Below are 18,371 nucleotides of genomic sequence, written 5' to 3' on the forward strand. Positions count from 1 at the left end.
CAGCAGATGAATGAAATCGATGGAAGCAACAGCTGCGGTTATGAGGCGCCGGGCTGTCCCGAGGCGGGTGAGAGGCGGGCCAAAGCCGAACACGTCATGAAGATTGGCCTGCTCCTCCATACCGGTCGGCTGAGCAAGACCGAGGCTGCGCAAAGGCTCGGACTGTCTCGGGAAGAACTGGACGAAATACTGAGTGGAAAATTTCGCGATTTGACCGTGGCAAAGATCTCGGAATATCTAAACCTGCTAGTGGATGAACGCAGATAGACGGGTTCAGAACTCGGGCCGCTCTCACGCGGCCCGGCAGCACAACATCAAGCGTTCTGAGGCGCCATCGGATCGGTGACACCTTCCAACTCCAGCCACCAGGCACGACCACGCTGCGGATGCATCACATTGAACGCCTCGCCCATCTGCGGTGTGGTGATCGACACGTTCCGCTCCCAGGCCAACGCCAAAATACGGTCGAAAGGTTCGTACCAGGCGTGCATCGACAGGTCGAAGGTGCCGTTGTGGATTGGCAGCAGCCAGCGCCCTTTAAGGTCTATGTGCGCTTGCAGGGTTTGCTCGGGCTGCATGTGAACATGCGGCCACTCGACGTTGTAGGCGCCGGTTTCCATGAGCGTCAAATCGAACGGACCGTACTGTTCGCCGATGCGTTTGAAGCCGTCGAAGTAGCCGCTGTCGCCACTGAAGAAGATCCGCGTGTCGCCGTCGATCATCACCCACGACGCCCAAAGGGTGCTGTTGCCGTCGAACAGGCCACGGCCGGAAAAGTGCTGCGAAGGTGTGGCGACAAATTGAACGCCATCGACCTCGGTGCCCTGCCACCAATCCAGTTGGCGCACTTTGCTGGCATCGATGCCCCACTTGATCAGCGTGTCACCCACGCCCAGCGGGGTGAGGAAGTAGCGGGTCTTGTCCGCCAGTTTCAGGACGGCCTGATAATCGAGGTGGTCGTAATGATCGTGGGACAGGATTACCGCTTCAATCGGCGGCAAGTTTTCGAGGCTGATTGGCGGCTGATGGAAACGCTTGGGGCCGGCCCATTGCACCGGCGAGGCACGCTCGGCGAAGACCGGGTCGGTGATCCAGAACTTGTCCTGCAGTTTCAGCAGCACGGTGGAATGACCCAGGCGATAGACGCTGTGGTTGGGCGCGGCGATCAACGCAGCCTGGGTCAGAGTTTCCACTGGGACGGGAGTGGATGGACGGGTGTCGCGTGGTTTATGGAAGATCATGTTCCAAATGATGCGCAAGGTTTTGCGAAAGCCTTCACGCTGCACCGGCACATGATTTCGGTACTGCCCTTGAGCCTGTCGAGACGCTTCGGGCGTTGAGGCGCTATTCGCAGGGGACGTTGAAGTGGCCATGACGGAATGACTCCAGAAAAACCGCTCATTAGCGATTTCTTGCTTGGGACGATAGATGGCCAAGGCATGCACGCATTAGCCGCAGATTCTATTTTTTACCGGGCAGGATTAACAAAACATTACACTGCACAGTGTAGTTCCAAGGTTGCATCAAAGCCGATCACAAGTAAACTACCAAGTGTAGTTATCCACTTCTTCCTGCCTAAGCGTATTTATGACAGCCTCCCAGCGCCTCACTGACCGTAAACGCGAAGCCATCATTCAGGCGGCGATTGCCGAATTCCGTGCCAACGGTTTCGACATCACCAGCATGGACAAGATCGCCGCTACCGCTGGCGTGTCGAAGCGCACGGTGTACAACCACTTTCCGAGCAAGGAAGAGTTGTTCGCCGAAATTCTCAATCAATTGTGGGCGCGTGTGACGGCTGAACAGGAAACGGCCTACCGCCCTGACCTGCCCTTGCGCGATCAGTTGCGCCTGATGTTGCAGGCGAAACTGCAGATGCTGGCCGATGACAACTTTCTCGATCTGGCGCGGGTGGCGATCGCCGCCACCATCCATTCTCCAGAGCGCGCACAAAACATGGTCGCCCGAATGGGCGAACGCGAAGAAGGCCTGACTGTGTGGATTCGCGCTGCCCAGGCCGATGGGCTATTGAAACCTGTCGCACCCGAGTTCGCCGCACAACAGGTCCAGGGATTGCTCAAGTCCTTTGCCTTCTGGCCACAGATCTCCATGGGCCAGCCAGGCTTGTCGCCCGAGATGCAGCACACCGTCGTCGAGTCGGCACTAGACATGTTTCTGGCCTGTTATGAGCTCTGAATCAAGCTGCAAAAAATGACAATGTCCGCGGTTTTATCGCTGATTGATCGCTCTGAGTAGAAACACCGAAATGTGTTTCAGGATGAAACTGGCGCCGGAGCTATAGTGAGCCTCAGTCCCAGCGGCCATGTAGAGAGCACCATGAGCACCCCGACCCGCGAAACCGAAACCGAACTCACCGGCCCCGTCGATCACCTGCGCTTCCATCGCCCTCACGCTCATCTGGCACCTACTTTCGGTACCGACCGTTTTGCCCTGCGCGCCGAGGCCTTTGCGCGGTTCTTCGGCACGCCGACTTTTCTCGGCGCCCAGACCCTGATTGTGCTGGTCTGGATTTGCCTGAACCTGTCCGGCGTGACCGATTTCGATGTGTACCCGTTCATCCTGCTCAACCTGGCGTTCAGCCTGCAAGCGGCCTATGCCGCACCACTGATTCTGCTGGCCCAGACGCGTCAAGCGGCACGGGACAAAGCCCAGTCAGACGCCGATGCGCGACATCGTGAAGCCTTGGCCGTGGCCAACAGCGATCGTCAGGCCCAAGCCGCGCGACACACCGCGCAACTATTGGAACTGCTGGAACAAAACACCCGGCTCACCGAAATCACCAAGACCTTGACCGAACGCATCGAAAGCCTGACCTCGGAAATGCATCAACACTTCGTAGGCAAAGAGCCGCCGAAGGCGTGATCCGACTCAAGGCAACTTCAGCGTCCGCCCCAACTCATCGAACAACGTCACCACCGAGCGCAATGCGCGGCAGTCCGGGCGAGTCAGCAACCACAGTGCGGTGTCGTAACCGTGCAAGGACTCGGTCAATGGTTGCAGTCCGTCACCGATGAGGAAGTCAGGCAACGCCGCGACGCCTAGCCCGGCCCGCACCAACTCGGTCACCGACAACATGCTGTTGCATCGATAGCTCGGCGTCACGCCAGGCAACTGCTGACGGCGCCAGGCGACGGTGGGGTGATCGGGCAGGAAGTCGTCGGGGGCAATCCAGGTCAATGCAGCCAGGTCGTGGGAATCAACCGATTGCAGATAGGCCGCGCTGGCACAGACCCGGTAGGAAATATCGGCCAGACGCCGGCCAACCAGATGCTCGGGCGGTGTGCGGGTCAGCCGCAACGCGATGTCGGCATCGCGACGGCTGAGGTTGGCGAAATCGTTGGAGGTGCAGAGTTCAATGGTCAGCGCCGGGTAAGACGGCATGAACTGCGCCAGCGCCGGCAACAACAAACTTTGCAAGACTGAATCGGTGCAGGTCAGGCGCACAGTACCGCTGATGACTTCACCGCCCTGCTCCACGCCAATGCGCGCCGCCTCCAGCGCTTGCTCCGCCCGCTCAGCCTGCTCCGCCAGGGTCTGCGCCAGTGTGGTCGGCAGGTAACCGGTGCGGCTCTTTTCGAACAGTTGCTGGCCCAGCGCGGCTTCCAGTCGGCGGACGGCGCGAAACACCGTCGACACATCCACCTTCAACAACGCCGAGGCCCGGGCCAGAGAGCCGCCGCGCACCAGGGCGAGGATCAGGGACAGGTCCGGGTAGTCCAGTCGATAGTGCGTCGATGCATTGATCACTTGGGGTAATGCCAATATTGATTGCGTGAACGCCAATCTATAGTGGGTGCCAGGAATCAACAAGCGTCGAGATCACTCATGGAAACCAGCGCCATCCGCATCGCCCTGATTGGCGATTACGACCCACAGGTCACCGCCCACCAAGCCATTCCCGTCGCCCTCGGCATGGCCGCCGAACACTCAGGCAAGGACATACAGTTTCAATGGTTGGCCACCGACACCATCAACGCCGAGACGTCACTGGATGACTTCGATGGTTTCTGGTGCGTGCCTGCCAGCCCTTATCGCTACATGGACGGCGCATTACGGGCGATCCGTTTTGCCCGTGAACGGCAGCGACCTTTCCTTGGCACTTGCGGCGGTTTTCAGCACGCGGTAATCGAATTCGCCCGCAATGTTCTGGGCTGGGTCGATGCCGAACACGGCGAGACCTCGCCCGACGCGGCGCGGGCATTACTCACGCCGTTGACCTGTACGCTGGTGGAAGCCGTCGACAGCATTCATTTGGTTGAAGGCTCGTTGATCGCCAAGGCGTATGAAAGCGCTGCGATTCGCGAGGGATATCGCTGCCGTTATGGTGTGAATCATGAGTTTGAACGGGAGTTACTGAAACAACAGTTGCACGCGGTTGGCCACGATTCGGCGGGGGATCTGCGGGCGGTGGAGCTAAGCGATCATCCGTTCTTTGTCGCGACGTTGTTCCAACCGGAACGCGCCGTGCTCAAGGGTATTCTGCCGCCGTTGGTCCAGGCGTTGATCGAGGCTTGCGCGAGACAAAAATCATGATCGCCCAGACACCTGTAACGCCTTATTACGCAGTGATTTTCACTTCGCTGCGCACCGACGGCGATCACGGTTACGAACAAGCCGCCGAACGCATGGTGGAACTGGCCCGGGAGCAACCCGGCTTTCTTGGTGTGGAATCGGCTCGGGGGGCGGATGGGCTTGGGATTACGGTGTCTTACTGGGCCAGCGAAGCGGCGATCCTGGCCTGGAAACACCATCCCGAGCACAGCGCTATTCGCGAGCGCGGGCGGTCGACCTGGTATTCGGCGTGTCATACGCGGGTGTGCAGGGTTGAGCGGGCGTATGCGTTCAAACAGTAAATGATGTGGTGTTCTTTCAATCGCCTTCGCGAGCAAGCCCGCTCCCACATTTGATCTCGGTCGTTCACGGATTTTGTGTACACAGGAGATCCATTGTGGGAGCGGGCTTGCTCGCGAAGAGGCCCTGACAGCCAGTACAAAACCCTCAACCCCGCACCAAACTCCTCACCGCCGTAATCTGCGGCACGTCCCGTCGATTCATGTACACCCGCAACGGTTCGGTGATGTTGATCCGGTCGTCGATGTTCTGGTCCAGCAGCAACTGGATCAGTTCGCGCTTGAGCGTCATGGTCTGCTCGGGGCCGGGTGCCCAGACGAATTCACTGGTGGGGATGATGCCGTCATCAGCCACGTCCATGCCGAACGAGTCTTCGCTGAAGCGCACGATGTACTGGCCGGTCTTTCGATTGAGGCCGACGAAGCCTTTGAGTTGGTCGGCGGCCTGGCAAATGAGCTGGGAAGTGATGCGCACGGTAAGCCTCACAAAAGGTCGCAAAGGACCGGTGATCGATGGTTTACACGCAGGGCAAGCGAACGGGTTTCCCTCTGCCGGGGAAACTGCCGGGCCAAGAGTACTGCAAAGAACCGCACAAAAGCGCTGAAAAAATTCTTCTTTCAACACGTTTATGTCGGTCTGGCGATAGCGCAAGCGGCGCTCAGTTGTTAAAAGATACGTCTTTGAAAACCCATCGCAAAAGGACTTCGACCATGCCTGTCACCTTCACCAAGAGCGCGCTGCTGCTGAGCCTGATGCTCGGCCTCGGCCAGGCACAGGCCACCAGCGAGCCAAGCCCCACCGCATTGGCGACCCGTCTGGGCATGCCGCACCCGGCAGTGATCGCCCACCGTGGCGCGTCCTTCGATGCACCGGAATCCACCGCCGCGGCCTACAAACTGGCTCGCGATCTGGGTGCCGACTATCTGGAACTGGACCTGCAGCGCAGCAAGGATGGCGTGCTAATCGCCCTGCACGACAACAACCTGCAACGCACCACCGACGTCGCGACTAAATTCCCTGAGCGCAAGGACAGCCTGGCCAACGAATTCACTATCGCCGAACTCAAAACCCTGGATGCCGGTAGCTGGTTCAACAGTGCTTACCCGGACCGCGCGCGTCCGGGCTATGCCGGTCTGAAGATCCTGACCCTGGACGAAATCATCGACATTGCCCAAGGCAACCCGCTGCACAAGCCGGGCCTGTACATCGAAACCAAAGAGCCAAAGCAGTTCCCCGGCATCGAGCGTGACCTCAAGGATAAATTGCAGGACCGCGGCTGGCTAAGTCCGACCGGCTCAAAACTGGCGAAGAGCAATCTGGCGGTCGGTCAGGGCAAAGGCAAAGTCGTACTGCAAACCTTCGAGAAGAGCAGCCTCGAACTGCTTGAGAAGGAAATGCCGAAAGTGCCGAAAATCCTGCTGCTATGGGTGGGTGAAGGCAGCATCGAACCGAAATCCAAAGTGACGTTCGCCGAGTCTGGTGACAAGGACAAAGCGAGTTACTACGCCAAACAGGAGCCAAAAGACAAAGCCGAATTCCAGCAATGGGTCGAGTACGCCAAGGCCCAGGGCGCTATCGGTACCGGGCCTTCGGCCGCACTGACCAAGGGTGGCGATCAGAGCTATTCGGACCTGGTGCAACCGTGGATGAACCAGTACACCCACGACCAGGGCCTGCTGGTGCATGTCTACACCATCGACGATGCCGTGGATTATCAAAAAGTGGCGGATGCCGGCGTCGATGGCATCTTCACCAACCGCGCCAGCGAACTGCTGAAATTCTATAAGCGTCCGGCGGCGGCGAGCGTTGCACAGTTGTTGCAGAACAACGGTTACTGAGTGACGCAAAATACCGAGTGGACAGGCCACCTGTGGTTAGGGCGTGACTATGGTCTGATCCACGGAAAGCTGGGGCGCACTGCGCCCCATGCCCATTACGCCCATCAACTGATCCTGGCCCCGGATCGACCGGTCACCGTCAGTCTCGACGGCGTGAACCAAACGGCCCATCGCCTGTTCATCCCCTCTCAAATCTGCCACTCCATTGTCGAGTCGCCGGATCCGGTGTTCACGGTCTATGCAGAACCACTGATATTCGACGCCCAGGCGCTGAGCAACGTCGTCTTCAAGGCCGCATTGTCCCTGGAAAGCCTCGACCACGCCGTTCGCCATTGTCCACGCCGATCCCTTGGTGATCCTCGGATCGAGCGCGCCTTGTCCACCCTCGACGGGTTGCTGACGACCAAGGTGCCGGCAAGCGCATTGGCCGCCGAGGCGCACCTGTCCTTGAGTCAATTGCAACGGTTGTTCGCCAGCCACCTCGGCCTGCCTGTGCGCAGGCTGGTGCTATGGCGGCGACTACGGCTGTCGATGGTGCTGATCCTGGCCGGCAGCGCCGTGACTGACGCCGCACACGAAGCCGGGTTTGCCGATTCTGCGCACTTCTCCCGGAGCCTGAAAAAGCTCTTCGGCGTGAGCGCTCGCCAAGCGTTGCAACACATCGATTTGCGTCTATTGAGTTGATTCAGCGCCGCAACGGCTCAGGTACAGCGGGTTCTTTGCTCAACGACACCGACCCGAACGGGTCCAGCAGTTGCGCTACGTAGTCCCTAGGGAAGTCTGGTCGGCTGCCGATGCCCAGGTCGCCCTGACGGATTTCATAATCCACTGTGTAAAACCCGGTCCCCAGCAGCCAGTCCCACAGGTTGAAGAACAAGGCAAAATTCACGTCGCCGGCCTGTCCATATTTCATGTGATGAAAGCGATGCACCGGCGCCCAGGCGAATATCCAGCGCAAGTACCCCAGCTGCATATCGACATTGGAGTGTTGCAGCAGCAACTGGATGGCGATGGCAAATGCCAGCAGTGCCGCTACGTCCAGCGGGATGCCCAGCAGCAACAAAGGCAACAGCCCCGCGGAGGCCTCCAGCAGTTGATGCAACGGATGTTTCATCAAGCCATTGAAGCCGTACAGCCGTTGAACGCTGTGATGCACCGCATGCAGCCGCCACAACCATCGCACGCGGTGGCTGGCGTAGTGCATCAGGCTGAGGCCGGCGTCGGCGATGAACATCGCCAGCGCCAGTTGCAACCACAATGGCCACCCCTTTGGCCATGCACCGTCGAACGACAGCAGCGCCACCAGACCCGGTAACGCCAGCAGACCGAGGGCATTCAACGCCTCATTGACCAGCCCGTGAACGATGTCTCGTGTGCGATCACCGGCCGAGCGATTCCAGCACGTCTCATAGGGTAAAGCCCATTCGGCCAGAAACGACATGGCTAGCGCTGCGAGAAACACCGGCAACAGCCATCCCACCCCTAACCCGGCAACGCCTGTTAGCCAAAGGCCGACCCCGATGAATCCGCCCCAGAATATTGGCCCATAGATCCGCGCAAAAATGAATTTCATCACCACCTCCATTGATAGAGGTCGCAGCATGAGAGGTTGCCGGGATAACGGAATTGAACAAACGGCGCAATCGAAGCCCGAAACGCTTTTTAAGGGTGAATTAAGTTGCGCTGTTTAACCTGATCCCACTTAAACAGCTCATCCAAGGAAAGAACTTCATGAAAACCTTAACGGCCCTGTTCACCGCCGCTGCCCTGACCCTCACTGCTGGCCTGGCCCAGGCTGACGTACGCGTCGACCAAATCCCTGAGTTGGTCAAGAGTGGCAAGATCAAACCCCTGGAAGAACTGAACCAGGCTGCCTTGAAGTTGCACCCGGGTGCCACGATTACCGATACCGACCTGGATAACCACTTCAACGGTTACGAATATGAAGTCGAACTGCGGATGGCTGACGGCACTGAGTGGGACGTGGATCTCGATGCCACCACCGGCAAGGTTCTGAGCAACAAACAAGACACGTGATTCAACTGCCAAAAAGCCGCACGACTTTCCGGTCGTGCGGCTTTTTTGCGTTCGGCGTCAGGCCATTCACTGAAGCGACGAACGAAGTCGCGCCATTTCTCACAAGCCCGCTAGAATCCCTCAAAACCATTCGGCATGTTGAAGCAGAGAACCACGGATATGGGGCAAACAGCGACAGCAGACATCGCCACAATCAGCCGGATCAGTGCGGTGCCGGCGATTCTCCAGGTGATCAGCGAGTTGACCGGCTTGCGGTTCGCGGCGGTGGCCCGTGTTACCGAAGACTCCTGGACCGTCTGCGCGGTGCTCGATCGACTGGATGTCGGTGTGCAGGTGGGCGATGAACTGGAGCTGGTCGCCACCCTGTGCGACGAAATCCGCCAGGGCCAACATTCAGTGGTGATCGACAAGGCCAGTGAAGAACCGCTCTACCAAGATCACCACACGCCCCGTACCTATCCATTCGAAAGCTACATTGCCGTCCCGATAGTGCGCACCGATGGGCGCTTTTTCGGCACCCTTTGTGCTCTTGATCCCAATCCGGCGCCGCTCAAGTCCAGCACGATCCAGAGCACCATGGAGTCGTTCGCCCGAATACTCGCGCTGCAGATCGAAGCCGAAGAAAACCAGCAACGGACCGAAGCGACGCTGATGAAGGAGTGCCAAACCGCCGAACTACCCGAACAATTCATCGCCGTACTCGGCCATGACTTGCGTAACCCCTTGTTCGCCATCAGTGCCGGCGCCGAAATGCTCCTGCGCAAAGTCTCTGACCCGGCGAATGAGCAACGGGCCCGGCATATCCTCACCAGCGCCCGACGTGCGACCAAACTGGTGGACGATGTGCTGGACTTCGCGCGGGGTTCACTGGGCCGAGGCATCCCGGTGAACATGGAGCCGTGCCCGGATCTGGCGGATGCGTTGCGGCATGTGATTTCCGAGATCCAGAGCATTCACCCCAAACGCATCATTCAGTCGTCGATTGGCGACCTGAGCAAGGTTCATTGCGATCGCGAACGGGTCACGCAATTGTTATCCAATCTGGTGGCGAACGCCGTTGTCCACGGAGATCCCGACGGCCCGATCGAGGTCAGCGCGCAGGTCGAGGACGGACACTTTGTGTTGAGCGTAAAAAACCAGGGGCTGATTGCCGAAGATGCGCTGCCGCATCTGTTCCAGCCCTATTCGAAACCAGCTGGCGCAACTTCGCAGACCGGTCTCGGGTTGGGGTTGTACATTGCCAGTCAGATTGCGCAGGCCCATGGAGGAAAGCTGGAGGTGCTGTCGACCGAGCAACAAGGCACGACGTTTACTTTCAGTTTGCCCTCACGGACTTAAGCGGCGGTGCTGACCAGCGAACCCGACGTACTGCCACCCTCATCCTGCAACGCCTGCAACAATGCCGCCGTCACCGTCAGCAATGAAGCCGAAGTGGCCGCAACCTGCGACTGAGCCGCCGCGACGTCCGCTACTTTGGCTTCGCTTTCCTGCCTGGCCTGGGCCGCTTGCAGCTGTTGCTGTTGTTCCTGCAATTGCTTTTGCAGCTCGGCGATCTGCTTGCGCAGTTGTTTCACCGTATCGGATTCGCTGCTGCTGGAACTGCTGTCACTCGACGCGGGAGCACCGCCAGCGGCAATCTTGGTCGCCTCGGTAGTCGCTGCAACTGAGGTGTCTTCACTGTTGTCGCTGATCGTGACGCTGCTCGAAGACGTCGAGACAGTCTGGTTGATCGAAACGGAGCTGATACTGACCATGAGATTTATCCATGTGGAGTTATTAAATCCATCATCGACTGGTGCGGCGCGAACTTGAGAGCGACTGTGTACCGAGTCGGTAACCGAATCGGTACACAGCCCATTTCACTAGGCGCTCAACCGCGCCGTCACTTCATTCAACTGCCCCGACAAGCCATGCAGATTGTGGCTGGCCGCTTCGGTGCGCTGCACGTTGTCCAGGTTGGTACTGGCGATGCTGGTGATTTCGGTGAGGTTGCGCGAGATGTCTTCGGCCACTGAAGTCTGCTCTTCGGCGGCGGTGGCGATCTGGCGATTCATGTCGCGAATGGCTTCCACGGCATGGGTGATGCGCTCGAGCATGGCGCCAGCCTGAGTCACTTGCTCGACGCTTTCTTCGCTGCGCGACTGGCCGCTTTCGATGGCTTGGGCCGCGTCCACCGCACCGGTTTGCACGGTTTGAATGATCTGGTTGATCTCGATGATCGACGCTGCCGTGCGTTGGGCCAGGCTGCGCACTTCATCGGCGACCACCGCAAAACCACGCCCGGCTTCTCCGGCACGGGCCGCTTCGATTGCGGCGTTGAGCGCTAGCAGGTTGGTCTGTTCGGCAATGCCGCGAATAACTTCCAGCACTTTACCGATGCGCCCGCTGTCGGCTTCCAGACGACGGATGACCGTGGCCGTATTGGCGATTTCGCCGCGCATTTGGGTGATGGTGTGAATGGTGCCCTGCATGACTTTTTCACCCTGCTGGGCGGATTGGTCGGCGTCGTCGGCCGCACGTGCCGCATCGGCTGCGTGGCGCGCGACTTCTTGCGCGGTGGCGGACATTTCGTTCATCGCCGTGGCCACCTGATCGGTGCGGTTGAATTGCTCGTTGGTGCCGCTGGCCATGAGGCCGGCAATCGAGTTCAATTCGCCGCTGGCGCTGTCCAGGTCCGTCGCACTGCGCTGCAAGCGGCTGAAGGTTTCGGCGAGGAAATCGCGCAAGGTGTTGGCGGCCTTGGCCAGGTTGCCCAACTCGTCCTGCCGGCTGCTGGCCACGCGCTCGGCGAAGCGCCCTTGGCTGAGTTGTGCCACATAGTCGATCAGTTTACGGATCGGCTCCACCAGGTTGCGGTTGACCAGCCACAGACTCAACAGGCCAATCAGCAGGCCCGACACCAGCATCACCACCAGCCCCAACAACACGGTCTGGTCGGCGCTGGCGCTGATCAGTTTCGATTGCTCGGTGCCCTGCTTGCGCAGTTCGCTGACCAGTTCACTCATTTGCTCGCTGGCGGCACGGTCCACGCCTTTGACTGCGTTGTCGCCGGCCGTTGGGTCGGCACCGGCCGCCACATAGGCATCACGGCCCTTCTGATAGGCCGCACCTAATACACGATGTTCTTCACGCAAGCGTTCGATGCGGGTCTTGAGTTGCGGCTCGATGCCTTTCTGCCCGGCCAGTTCACCGAGGATGCCCTGCACGTCGCGCTGGCGGTCCTCGAACTGCTTCCAGTATTTGCCCAGGTTCGCAGGTTCCTTGCCGCGCAGCAGAACGTTCTTCCACTCCTGAACCTGCACCTTGAATTGCAGGTTGGCTTCATCGATCAATTGCGAGGTGTGCAACGGGCCTTCGATCAGGTTCGCGTAACTCTGAACACCGCTGGACAGAAAGTGAAAGCAAGCCAAAGCGATCAGCAACATCGCCAACAGGCTGCCGCTCAACAGGGCGAGGATTTGCGCTCTCAGGGATTTTTGCAAAAACATCGAGTGATATCTCATGACAGGGATAAGGCACGCCCAAGTGGCATGCAAGATGTCCGGACATCCCTGTCAGCGACACTGGTTCACCACCAGAATCGGAAGATCAACATCAGCCTCATCGGCGGGCCAGATGCTTTCTTGAGCCCTTTCCGACCATCGGTCAGCGACGCCATTCCACTGTCACAGAAACTCATCTGCCTCAATACTCCCCCTTGTAGGAGCGAGGCTTGCCCGCGAAGAAGGCACCGCGGTTTTTCAGGTATTACGCGTCATCGTTCTTCGCGGGCAAGCCTCGCTCCTACACGACTTTTTAAACCTCGCAAACCCTGCGCACCAACAGTCGCTCACGCACTACGTCATAACCCCAGTGATAAACGTAGGTGTACGGCAGGAAAAACAGCAGTACGCCGATGTCCAGCAGGAACGCCTGCCACAGGCTGATCTTCAGCCACCAGGCAATCAACGGCACGCCAAACGCGACCAGACCGCCTTCGAACAATAGCGCGTGCACCACGCGCACCCAGGCATTGCGCACAATGGCAAAGCGCTTGAGCAACCGGTCGAACAGACCGTTGAAGACCACGTTCCAGGCCAGGGCAAGGGCTGCAATGGCCAGGGTGACCGCGCCCATTTCCAGCATGGGTCTGTCCATGATCCAGGCCAGCAGCGGGGTACAGATCAATATCGCCAGCAGTTCGAAACCGATGGCCTGGAACATTCGTTCAGTGATGGATTTGTTGGCGTTCATGGCCAGACTCCCTGAGTGACTGTGGTTGCCATGATCGATTATCGAAACGATACTTCATAACCAATAACCATCGATCAAGGCGATAGTTCATGGCTTCCCACGAAGTGTTGCTGGCGTTTGTCCAGGCGGCGACTCAAGGCTCGTTTTCTGCGGCGGCGCGCAAGCTCGGTCGCAGTCAGTCGACCATCAGCGCCGCAGTGGCCAGCCTGGAAATCGACCTGAACCTTGCCCTCTTCGACCGCAGCAGTCGCAAGCCGAGCCTGACCCCGGCCGGGCACGTCATGCTGCAACGGGCCGAGGAGATTCTGGCTGCCACCAGCCGTCTGGAAATGACCGCCAGCCAACTCTCCCAAGGCGTCGAACCGAAGCTGACCGTGGCGATATCCGACACTTATCAGTCCGACCGTTTTGAAGCGGCGCTCAGTGCTTTCGAGCAGCGTTATCCAGACCTGGAATTGGAATGCCTGATCGCCGAATGCGATGACCTGGTGGCACTGGTGCAACGCGGCCGAGCCCATGTCGCGTTCGCCGAGATGCAGGACAATTACCCACCAGACCTGGTCAGTTCGACGGTGGACGAGCGCACGGAAATCGCCCTGTTCGTGTCCCATACACACCCGTTGGCGAAGCTGAAGGGCATCGATCAGGACGTGCTGGAACAGCACCGCGAGCTGCGTCTGGCAACGATCATCAATCCGTATGAAAGCCGCGCGAAGGGGCGCGTCTGGTCGGCGCCGAGTTACCTGATGCTGCTGGAAATGGCCCAGGGCGGGTTCGGCTGGGCGCCGTTGCCTCGGTGGCTGGTGGGGCGATTCGGGGCGGGGTCGTTGGTGGAGCTGAAGGTGCGCGGCTGGCCGAAACCGGTGTATGTCGATGCGCTCTGGTCGCGGCTGCATCCGCCGGGGCCGGCGGGGAGTTGGTTGCTTGGCAAGATGCTGGAGTGATGTGGTTTCACTGGCCCCTTCGCGGGCAAGCCTCGCTCCTACAGATGCGAGTCGAATCGTAAAAGTGTGATCGACTCAATCCTGTAGGAGCGAGGCTTGCCCGCGAAGGGGCCCGCAAGATCACCTCACTCCAACGCCCGAAGCCGCCCCTCGATAAACCGCCGCTCCGGCACTTGCTGCGTCAATTCCAGCGCACGCTCATACGCCGCCCGCGCCTCTTCCACCCTGCCCAACTGTCGGTAAAACTCTGCCCGCGCCGAGTGCGCCAAGTGGTAATCCAGCAACTCGCCCCGCGCCAGAATCCCTTCGATTAATGTCAGCCCGGCCAGCGGTCCATCGCGCTTGGCCAGCGCCGCCGCGCGGTTGAGTTCGATCACCGGCGACGGCACGGCCCGCAGCAGCACGTCATACAGACCGACAATCTGCGGCCAGTCCGTCTGCGCCGCCGTGGTTGCTTCGGCATGCACCGCCGCAATCGCCGCTTGCAGGCAATAAGGCCCGAAGCGCCGGGTCGTCAGCGCCCGCTCCACCAATGCGCAGCCTTCGGCAATCAGCTCGGCGTCCCACAACGAGCGATCCTGTTCGTCCAGCACAATCAACTCGCCGTCGGGCGAGGTCCTGGCCGGGCGCCGGGACTCATGCAACAGCATCAGTGCCAGCAACCCCATCACCTCAGGTTCAGGCAATAATTCCATCAGCAACCGACCGAGACGAATCGCTTCGCGCGTCAGGTCTTCGCGGGTCAGTTCGCTACCGTTAGACGCCGAGTAGCCTTCGTTGAACACCAGATAAATCACCCGCAGCACGCTGTCGAGACGCTCGGGCAGTTCCGTCAGGGTGGGCACCTGATAAGGGATTTTCGCATCACGAATCTTGGCCTTGGCCCGCACGATACGTTGGGCGATGGTGGCCGGCGCCGCGAGAAAGGCCCGGGCGATTTCTTCAGTGGTCAGGTCGCAGACTTCGCGCAGGGTCAACGGCACTTGGGCGTCCGCCGCCAGTGCCGGGTGGCAACAGGTGAAAATCAGCCGCAAGCGATCGTCTTCCACATCTTCATCACTCCAGTCAGCCTGCTCCAGCTCTTCCAGTTGAGCGATCAACATCGGTCGGGACGCGTTAAAGCGCGCGCGCCGACGCACTACATCGATGGCCTTGAAACGCCCGGTGGACACCAGCCACGTGCGCGGATTGTCCGGCACACCGTCACGCTGCCAGCGCTCGACCGCGACGAAGAACGCCTCGTGCAGCGCTTCTTCGGCGAGGTCGAAATCGCCGAGCAGTCGGATCAGGGTCGCCAGAATCCGCCGCGAATCTTCGCGGTAGACCTGCTCGACTCGCGCCTTGACCGCTGCGTCCGCCATCACTCAGGGATTCAACTGGCGCACAGGGCGTACTTCAACACAGCCGACCCGGGCCGCCGGAATATTGCCGGCGACCTGGATGGCTTCATTGAGGTCCTTGGCATCGATCAGGTAGAAGCCGGCCAACTGCTCCTTGGTTTCAGCGAACGGGCCATCGGTGACCGACATTTTGCCGTTGCGCATGCGCACAGTGGTCGCGGTCTGCACCGATTCCAGCGCTTCGGCGGCGATCATCCGGCCGCTGCCCTGGATCGACTCGCTGTAGGCCATGCACTCGGCATCGTGGGGGCTCTCCGGTAGCGAATGCAGCAAGTGCTCATCGCTGTAGACCAAGCATAAATACTTCATCACTACTCTCCTGATTGAACGGAACAACTATGGCTGCAGATCGGCATTTTGGCGCTGTTTGTCATTAAATAATGTCAGGGTTTCAGGTCGAACAGCGTCGCGCCGCTCTGCATGTCGAAAGGCGCCGACCAGTGCTCGTGAACGATCTGCCATAGCCCCGCTTCCTGGCGGTAGCACGCAGTGACGCGCATCCAGCAAGCCTGGGTTTCACCTTTTTCATTGGTGCCGCCGCAATGCGCCAGCCAGTGCGCAAAAGCGATCTCCTGCGACGGTTCGATGGTGATTTCATGGAACTCGAAAATGTGCGGGCCCGGGCACATCTCCATGCATTCCTGCCAATGCGCGCGGTAGGCCGCTTTGCCCTTGAATTGCAGGGCTTTGACGGCATCGAAGGAAACGATGTCGTCGGCATACAGGGCCATGACCTTGTCCACGTCCTTGGCGATGACCGCCTGGCGGTAGTTCTCGATCAGGTTATTGATTTGTGTTTGAGCATTCATGATGGTTCTCCGTGGGTTTTAGTGTGAAGACACCCTTAGTCGTCTGGCGATCAGTCAAATCGACAGACGAAATAAAAATTGGCGACGAACGCAAACTCGCTAGAATCCGAGGCTCATTTCCGTTGGAAAAAGGACCCTCCAGTGACTGCCCGACTCGTGCCTTACGAAAACCTGAACGCCCTGCAGCGCCAACAGGTCGAGGCCATCGAAATCCACGCTGAACAAATCAAATTCTCCGGCGACATTCATGGTGCGTTGCACACCTTGCTGTCCAAACCCGGCCCCGGCGTCAAAGGCTTTGCCCTGCTGGTGGAAGATGTTCCGGTGGCTTTCCTGCTGCTCAAGCGCCCGCCGGTGCTGCCGGCTTGGGCCAACGAACACAGCGCCACCCTGCATGCCCTGCAAGTCGATCGTCGCGCCCAAGGCAAAGGTTATGGCAAAGCCTGCCTGCAAGCCCTGCCCGAGGTTGCGCGCCAGGCCTGGCCGGACATCAAAGGGCTGGAGTTGTCGGTGGATGCAGACAATGAGTCGGCCATCGCGCTGTATGCCAAATATGGCTTTGTCGACAGCGGCGAAGCGTACAAAGGCCGGATCGGTTACGAACGGCGAATGGGGCTGGTTTTCTGATTCGTAGAGGGATGAACGATGTTGAATTCAATCGAAGCGCTGGTAGCGATCTACGGCCTGCCCCATGACCGCGCGGTGCGCAAGCAGATCCCGTTTCTGAACGAGGACTATCAGGCGATGGTCCGCGCCTCGCCGCTGGTGATTATCAGCTCGGTCGGCCCCGACGGCATGGACGGCTCGCCGCGTGGCGATACGCCGGGTTTCGTGCGGATCGTCGATGAACGCACGCTGGCAATCCCGGATCGCCCGGGCAACAACCGCATCGACACGCTGCGCAATGTCGTGCTCGATTCGCGGGTATCGCTGCTGTTCATCATTCCGGGGATCGGCGAGACGTTGCGGGTCAACGGCACGGCGCACATCAGCGCCGAGCCCGGGTTGCTGGAGAGTTTTGCAGTCAACGGCAAACCGGCGCGTACGGTGATGCTGGTGACGGTGCAAGCGGCGTATTTCCACTGTTCGAAAGCGATGGTGCGTTCGGATGTGTGGAACCCGGAAAAATACCTCGAGCGCTCTGCACTGCCGACGGCCGGGGCGTTTCACATGCGCCTGAACGATGGGCAGTTCGATGCCGAGGCGTATGACCGGGAAGCACCGGTGAGAGTGCGAAATAGCCTCTACTGATTACCTGACACCGCCACAATTCAATGTGGGAGCGGGCTTGCTCGCGAAAGGGCCATCACATTCAACATCAATGTTGGATGACAGACCGCCTTCGCGAGCAAGCCCGCTCCCACATTAGATCGGCGAATCGCCACAACCCTTTGAACACGGGCCCTGGCGGTTTTTATGGTCACTGGAATTCCGTAAAAACTCTGCTGTACTCAGCCAGGGTACTGGAGATGGTTCTGTAGTCCATCTGCTGGATGCACAACGACAGTGTTATCTCTGCAGGGAAATTCGCTATGTCTTTGTTCAAACGCTCGGCTACAGAATTGGTGGGGACGTTCTGGTTAGTGTTAGGAGGGTGCGGCAGTGCGGTTCTGGCGGCCGCGTTTCCAGAGGTGGGGATTGGATTGCTGGGGGTGTCCCTGGCATTCGGTTTGACGGTGCTGACGATGGCCTTCGCCATCGGCCACATTTCGGGCTGTCATCTCAACCCTGCGGTCTCGGTCGGGCTGGTGGTCGGCGGACGATTCCCAGTCAAAGAACTGCCCGCCTACATCATCGCCCAAGTGATTGGCGCGATCATCGCAGCAGCTCTGTTGTACTTCATCGCCAGCGGCAAACCCGGCTTCGAACTGGCCAGCGGCCTTGCCTCCAATGGCTACGGCGAACACTCGCCCGGCGGCTACTCGTTGGCGGCAGGTTTTGTCAGTGAATTGGTGATGACCGCCATGTTCATCCTGATCATCCTCGGCGCCACCGACAAACGCGCCCCGGCCGGGCTGGCGCCCATCGCCATCGGCCTGGCGCTGACCCTGATTCACCTGATCTCGATTCCGGTCACCAACACCTCGGTCAACCCGGCCCGCAGTACGGGCCCGGCGCTGATTGTCGGCGGTTGGGCGATTCAGCAACTGTGGCTGTTCTGGCTGGCGCCGATTCTGGGTGCGGTCATCGGCGGCGTGATGTATCGCTGGCTGGGTAAAGAAGACAGTTAACCGACGC

The 18,371-nt window shown here is 59.4% G+C and carries 23 protein-coding genes; 13 read left to right on the top strand and 10 right to left on the bottom strand.

What is annotated here, in order from left to right; genetic code table 11:
• Nucleotides 1-6: 6 nt before the first annotated feature.
• Nucleotides 7-267, top strand: coding sequence for an XRE family transcriptional regulator (locus MEB48_RS10000; RefSeq protein WP_237884113.1), 261 nt, complete (start codon nucleotides 7-9; stop codon nucleotides 265-267).
• A gap of 47 nt (nucleotides 268-314) precedes the next feature.
• Here MEB48_RS10000 and MEB48_RS10005 read toward each other — a convergent pair whose 3' ends face one another.
• On the bottom strand, nucleotides 315-1,373 hold the full coding sequence (locus tag MEB48_RS10005; protein WP_237884115.1) for an MBL fold metallo-hydrolase: 1,059 nt from the start codon (nucleotides 1,371-1,373) through the stop codon (nucleotides 315-317).
• 214 nt (nucleotides 1,374-1,587) lie between these two features.
• Here MEB48_RS10005 and MEB48_RS10010 point away from each other — a divergent pair, with 214 nt between their 5' ends.
• Both MEB48_RS10010 and MEB48_RS10015 read left to right on the top strand, forming a co-directional pair.
• Nucleotides 1,588-2,196 (top strand): TetR/AcrR family transcriptional regulator, encoded by a 609-nt coding sequence (locus tag MEB48_RS10010; protein ID WP_237884117.1) that lies wholly within the window; start codon nucleotides 1,588-1,590, stop codon nucleotides 2,194-2,196.
• 141 nt (nucleotides 2,197-2,337) lie between these two features.
• The gene (locus tag MEB48_RS10015; protein ID WP_237884118.1) at nucleotides 2,338-2,883 is read left to right on the top strand and encodes a DUF1003 domain-containing protein; all 546 of its coding nucleotides are present in this window, start codon (nucleotides 2,338-2,340) and stop codon (nucleotides 2,881-2,883) included.
• Nucleotides 2,884-2,889: 6 nt separating this feature from the next.
• Here the strand turns inward: MEB48_RS10015 and MEB48_RS10020 are convergent, their stop codons facing one another.
• Entirely contained in the window at nucleotides 2,890-3,831 is a 942-nt protein-coding gene (locus tag MEB48_RS10020; RefSeq protein ID WP_237884119.1) for a LysR family transcriptional regulator, read from the bottom strand.
• A 15-nt stretch (nucleotides 3,832-3,846) separates the two neighbouring features.
• Between MEB48_RS10020 and MEB48_RS10025 the strand changes: the two genes are divergently transcribed.
• Together MEB48_RS10025 and MEB48_RS10030 are read left to right on the top strand one after the other, a co-directional pair.
• Nucleotides 3,847-4,554 carry a CTP synthase C-terminal region-related (seleno)protein gene (locus MEB48_RS10025; protein ID WP_237884120.1) on the top strand — a complete coding sequence of 236 codons (708 nt, stop codon included), beginning with the start codon at nucleotides 3,847-3,849 and terminating at the stop codon, nucleotides 4,552-4,554.
• On the top strand, nucleotides 4,551-4,874 hold the full coding sequence (locus MEB48_RS10030; RefSeq protein ID WP_237884121.1) for an antibiotic biosynthesis monooxygenase family protein: 324 nt from the start codon (nucleotides 4,551-4,553) through the stop codon (nucleotides 4,872-4,874). Before MEB48_RS10025 ends, MEB48_RS10030 begins: the two co-directional genes overlap by 4 nt.
• A 145-nt stretch (nucleotides 4,875-5,019) precedes the next feature.
• Here MEB48_RS10030 and MEB48_RS10035 read toward each other — a convergent pair whose 3' ends face one another.
• The gene (locus tag MEB48_RS10035) at nucleotides 5,020-5,346 is read right to left on the bottom strand and encodes a DUF2025 family protein (RefSeq protein WP_237884122.1); all 327 of its coding nucleotides are present in this window, start codon (nucleotides 5,344-5,346) and stop codon (nucleotides 5,020-5,022) included.
• Between the two features lie 236 nt (nucleotides 5,347-5,582).
• Here MEB48_RS10035 and MEB48_RS10040 point away from each other — a divergent pair, with 236 nt between their 5' ends.
• Both MEB48_RS10040 and MEB48_RS10045 read left to right on the top strand, forming a co-directional pair.
• Entirely contained in the window at nucleotides 5,583-6,710 is a 1,128-nt protein-coding gene (locus MEB48_RS10040; RefSeq protein ID WP_237884123.1) for a glycerophosphodiester phosphodiesterase, read from the top strand.
• Nucleotides 6,711-7,394 (top strand): helix-turn-helix transcriptional regulator, encoded by a 684-nt coding sequence (locus MEB48_RS10045; protein WP_237884124.1) that lies wholly within the window; start codon nucleotides 6,711-6,713, stop codon nucleotides 7,392-7,394.
• A 1-nt stretch (nucleotide 7,395) separates the two neighbouring features.
• Here MEB48_RS10045 and MEB48_RS10050 read toward each other — a convergent pair whose 3' ends face one another.
• Nucleotides 7,396-8,283, bottom strand: coding sequence for a sterol desaturase family protein (locus MEB48_RS10050; protein WP_237884125.1), 888 nt, complete (start codon nucleotides 8,281-8,283; stop codon nucleotides 7,396-7,398).
• Nucleotides 8,284-8,441: 158 nt separating this feature from the next.
• Here MEB48_RS10050 and MEB48_RS10055 point away from each other — a divergent pair, with 158 nt between their 5' ends.
• Both MEB48_RS10055 and MEB48_RS10060 read left to right on the top strand, forming a co-directional pair.
• Nucleotides 8,442-8,747 carry a PepSY domain-containing protein gene (locus MEB48_RS10055; protein ID WP_237884126.1) on the top strand — a complete coding sequence of 102 codons (306 nt, stop codon included), beginning with the start codon at nucleotides 8,442-8,444 and terminating at the stop codon, nucleotides 8,745-8,747.
• 159 nt (nucleotides 8,748-8,906) lie between these two features.
• Nucleotides 8,907-10,085: a GAF domain-containing sensor histidine kinase gene (locus MEB48_RS10060; protein ID WP_237884224.1), complete on the top strand. Its 1,179-nt coding sequence runs from the start codon at nucleotides 8,907-8,909 to the stop codon at nucleotides 10,083-10,085.
• Here MEB48_RS10060 and MEB48_RS10065 read toward each other — a convergent pair.
• The 3 genes from MEB48_RS10065 to MEB48_RS10075 all read right to left on the bottom strand — a co-directional run bounded on the left by MEB48_RS10065 (nucleotide 10,082) and on the right by MEB48_RS10075 (nucleotide 12,980).
• Nucleotides 10,082-10,501 carry a hypothetical protein gene (locus tag MEB48_RS10065; protein ID WP_237884127.1) on the bottom strand — a complete coding sequence of 140 codons (420 nt, stop codon included), beginning with the start codon at nucleotides 10,499-10,501 and terminating at the stop codon, nucleotides 10,082-10,084. The genes MEB48_RS10060 and MEB48_RS10065 overlap by 4 nt on opposite strands.
• Nucleotides 10,502-10,609: 108 nt before the next feature.
• On the bottom strand, nucleotides 10,610-12,235 hold the full coding sequence (locus MEB48_RS10070) for a methyl-accepting chemotaxis protein (RefSeq protein ID WP_237884128.1): 1,626 nt from the start codon (nucleotides 12,233-12,235) through the stop codon (nucleotides 10,610-10,612).
• 307 nt (nucleotides 12,236-12,542) lie between these two features.
• The gene (locus MEB48_RS10075; protein WP_237884129.1) at nucleotides 12,543-12,980 is read right to left on the bottom strand and encodes a multidrug/biocide efflux PACE transporter; all 438 of its coding nucleotides are present in this window, start codon (nucleotides 12,978-12,980) and stop codon (nucleotides 12,543-12,545) included.
• An 89-nt stretch (nucleotides 12,981-13,069) separates the two neighbouring features.
• Between MEB48_RS10075 and MEB48_RS10080 the strand changes: the two genes are divergently transcribed.
• The gene (locus MEB48_RS10080; RefSeq protein ID WP_237884130.1) at nucleotides 13,070-13,924 is read left to right on the top strand and encodes a LysR family transcriptional regulator; all 855 of its coding nucleotides are present in this window, start codon (nucleotides 13,070-13,072) and stop codon (nucleotides 13,922-13,924) included.
• A gap of 125 nt (nucleotides 13,925-14,049) precedes the next feature.
• Here MEB48_RS10080 and MEB48_RS10085 read toward each other — a convergent pair whose 3' ends face one another.
• The 3 genes from MEB48_RS10085 to MEB48_RS10095 form a co-directional block, all read right to left on the bottom strand.
• Nucleotides 14,050-15,285: an RNA polymerase sigma factor gene (locus MEB48_RS10085; RefSeq protein WP_237884225.1), complete on the bottom strand. Its 1,236-nt coding sequence runs from the start codon at nucleotides 15,283-15,285 to the stop codon at nucleotides 14,050-14,052.
• Between the two features lie 3 nt (nucleotides 15,286-15,288).
• A complete protein-coding gene (locus tag MEB48_RS10090) occupies nucleotides 15,289-15,633 on the bottom strand; it encodes a YciI family protein (protein ID WP_237884131.1) in 345 nt (114 codons plus the stop codon).
• A gap of 74 nt (nucleotides 15,634-15,707) precedes the next feature.
• Complete coding sequence (locus tag MEB48_RS10095; RefSeq protein ID WP_237884132.1) at nucleotides 15,708-16,133, bottom strand: YybH family protein; 426 nt, start codon at nucleotides 16,131-16,133, stop codon at nucleotides 15,708-15,710.
• Between the two features lie 141 nt (nucleotides 16,134-16,274).
• Here MEB48_RS10095 and MEB48_RS10100 point away from each other — a divergent pair, with 141 nt between their 5' ends.
• The 3 genes from MEB48_RS10100 to aqpZ all read left to right on the top strand — a co-directional run bounded on the left by MEB48_RS10100 (nucleotide 16,275) and on the right by aqpZ (nucleotide 18,364).
• Entirely contained in the window at nucleotides 16,275-16,760 is a 486-nt protein-coding gene (locus MEB48_RS10100) for a GNAT family N-acetyltransferase (RefSeq protein ID WP_237884133.1), read from the top strand.
• Between the two features lie 18 nt (nucleotides 16,761-16,778).
• Entirely contained in the window at nucleotides 16,779-17,384 is a 606-nt protein-coding gene (locus MEB48_RS10105; RefSeq protein ID WP_237884134.1) for a pyridoxamine 5'-phosphate oxidase family protein, read from the top strand.
• 281 nt (nucleotides 17,385-17,665) lie between these two features.
• Entirely contained in the window at nucleotides 17,666-18,364 is a 699-nt protein-coding gene (gene aqpZ, locus MEB48_RS10110) for an aquaporin Z (RefSeq protein ID WP_237884135.1), read from the top strand.
• Nucleotides 18,365-18,371: the final 7 nt, after the last annotated feature.

It is taken from the genome of Pseudomonas sp. PGPR40, assembly GCF_022014505.1.
Classification (GTDB): Bacteria; Pseudomonadota; Gammaproteobacteria; order Pseudomonadales; family Pseudomonadaceae; genus Aquipseudomonas.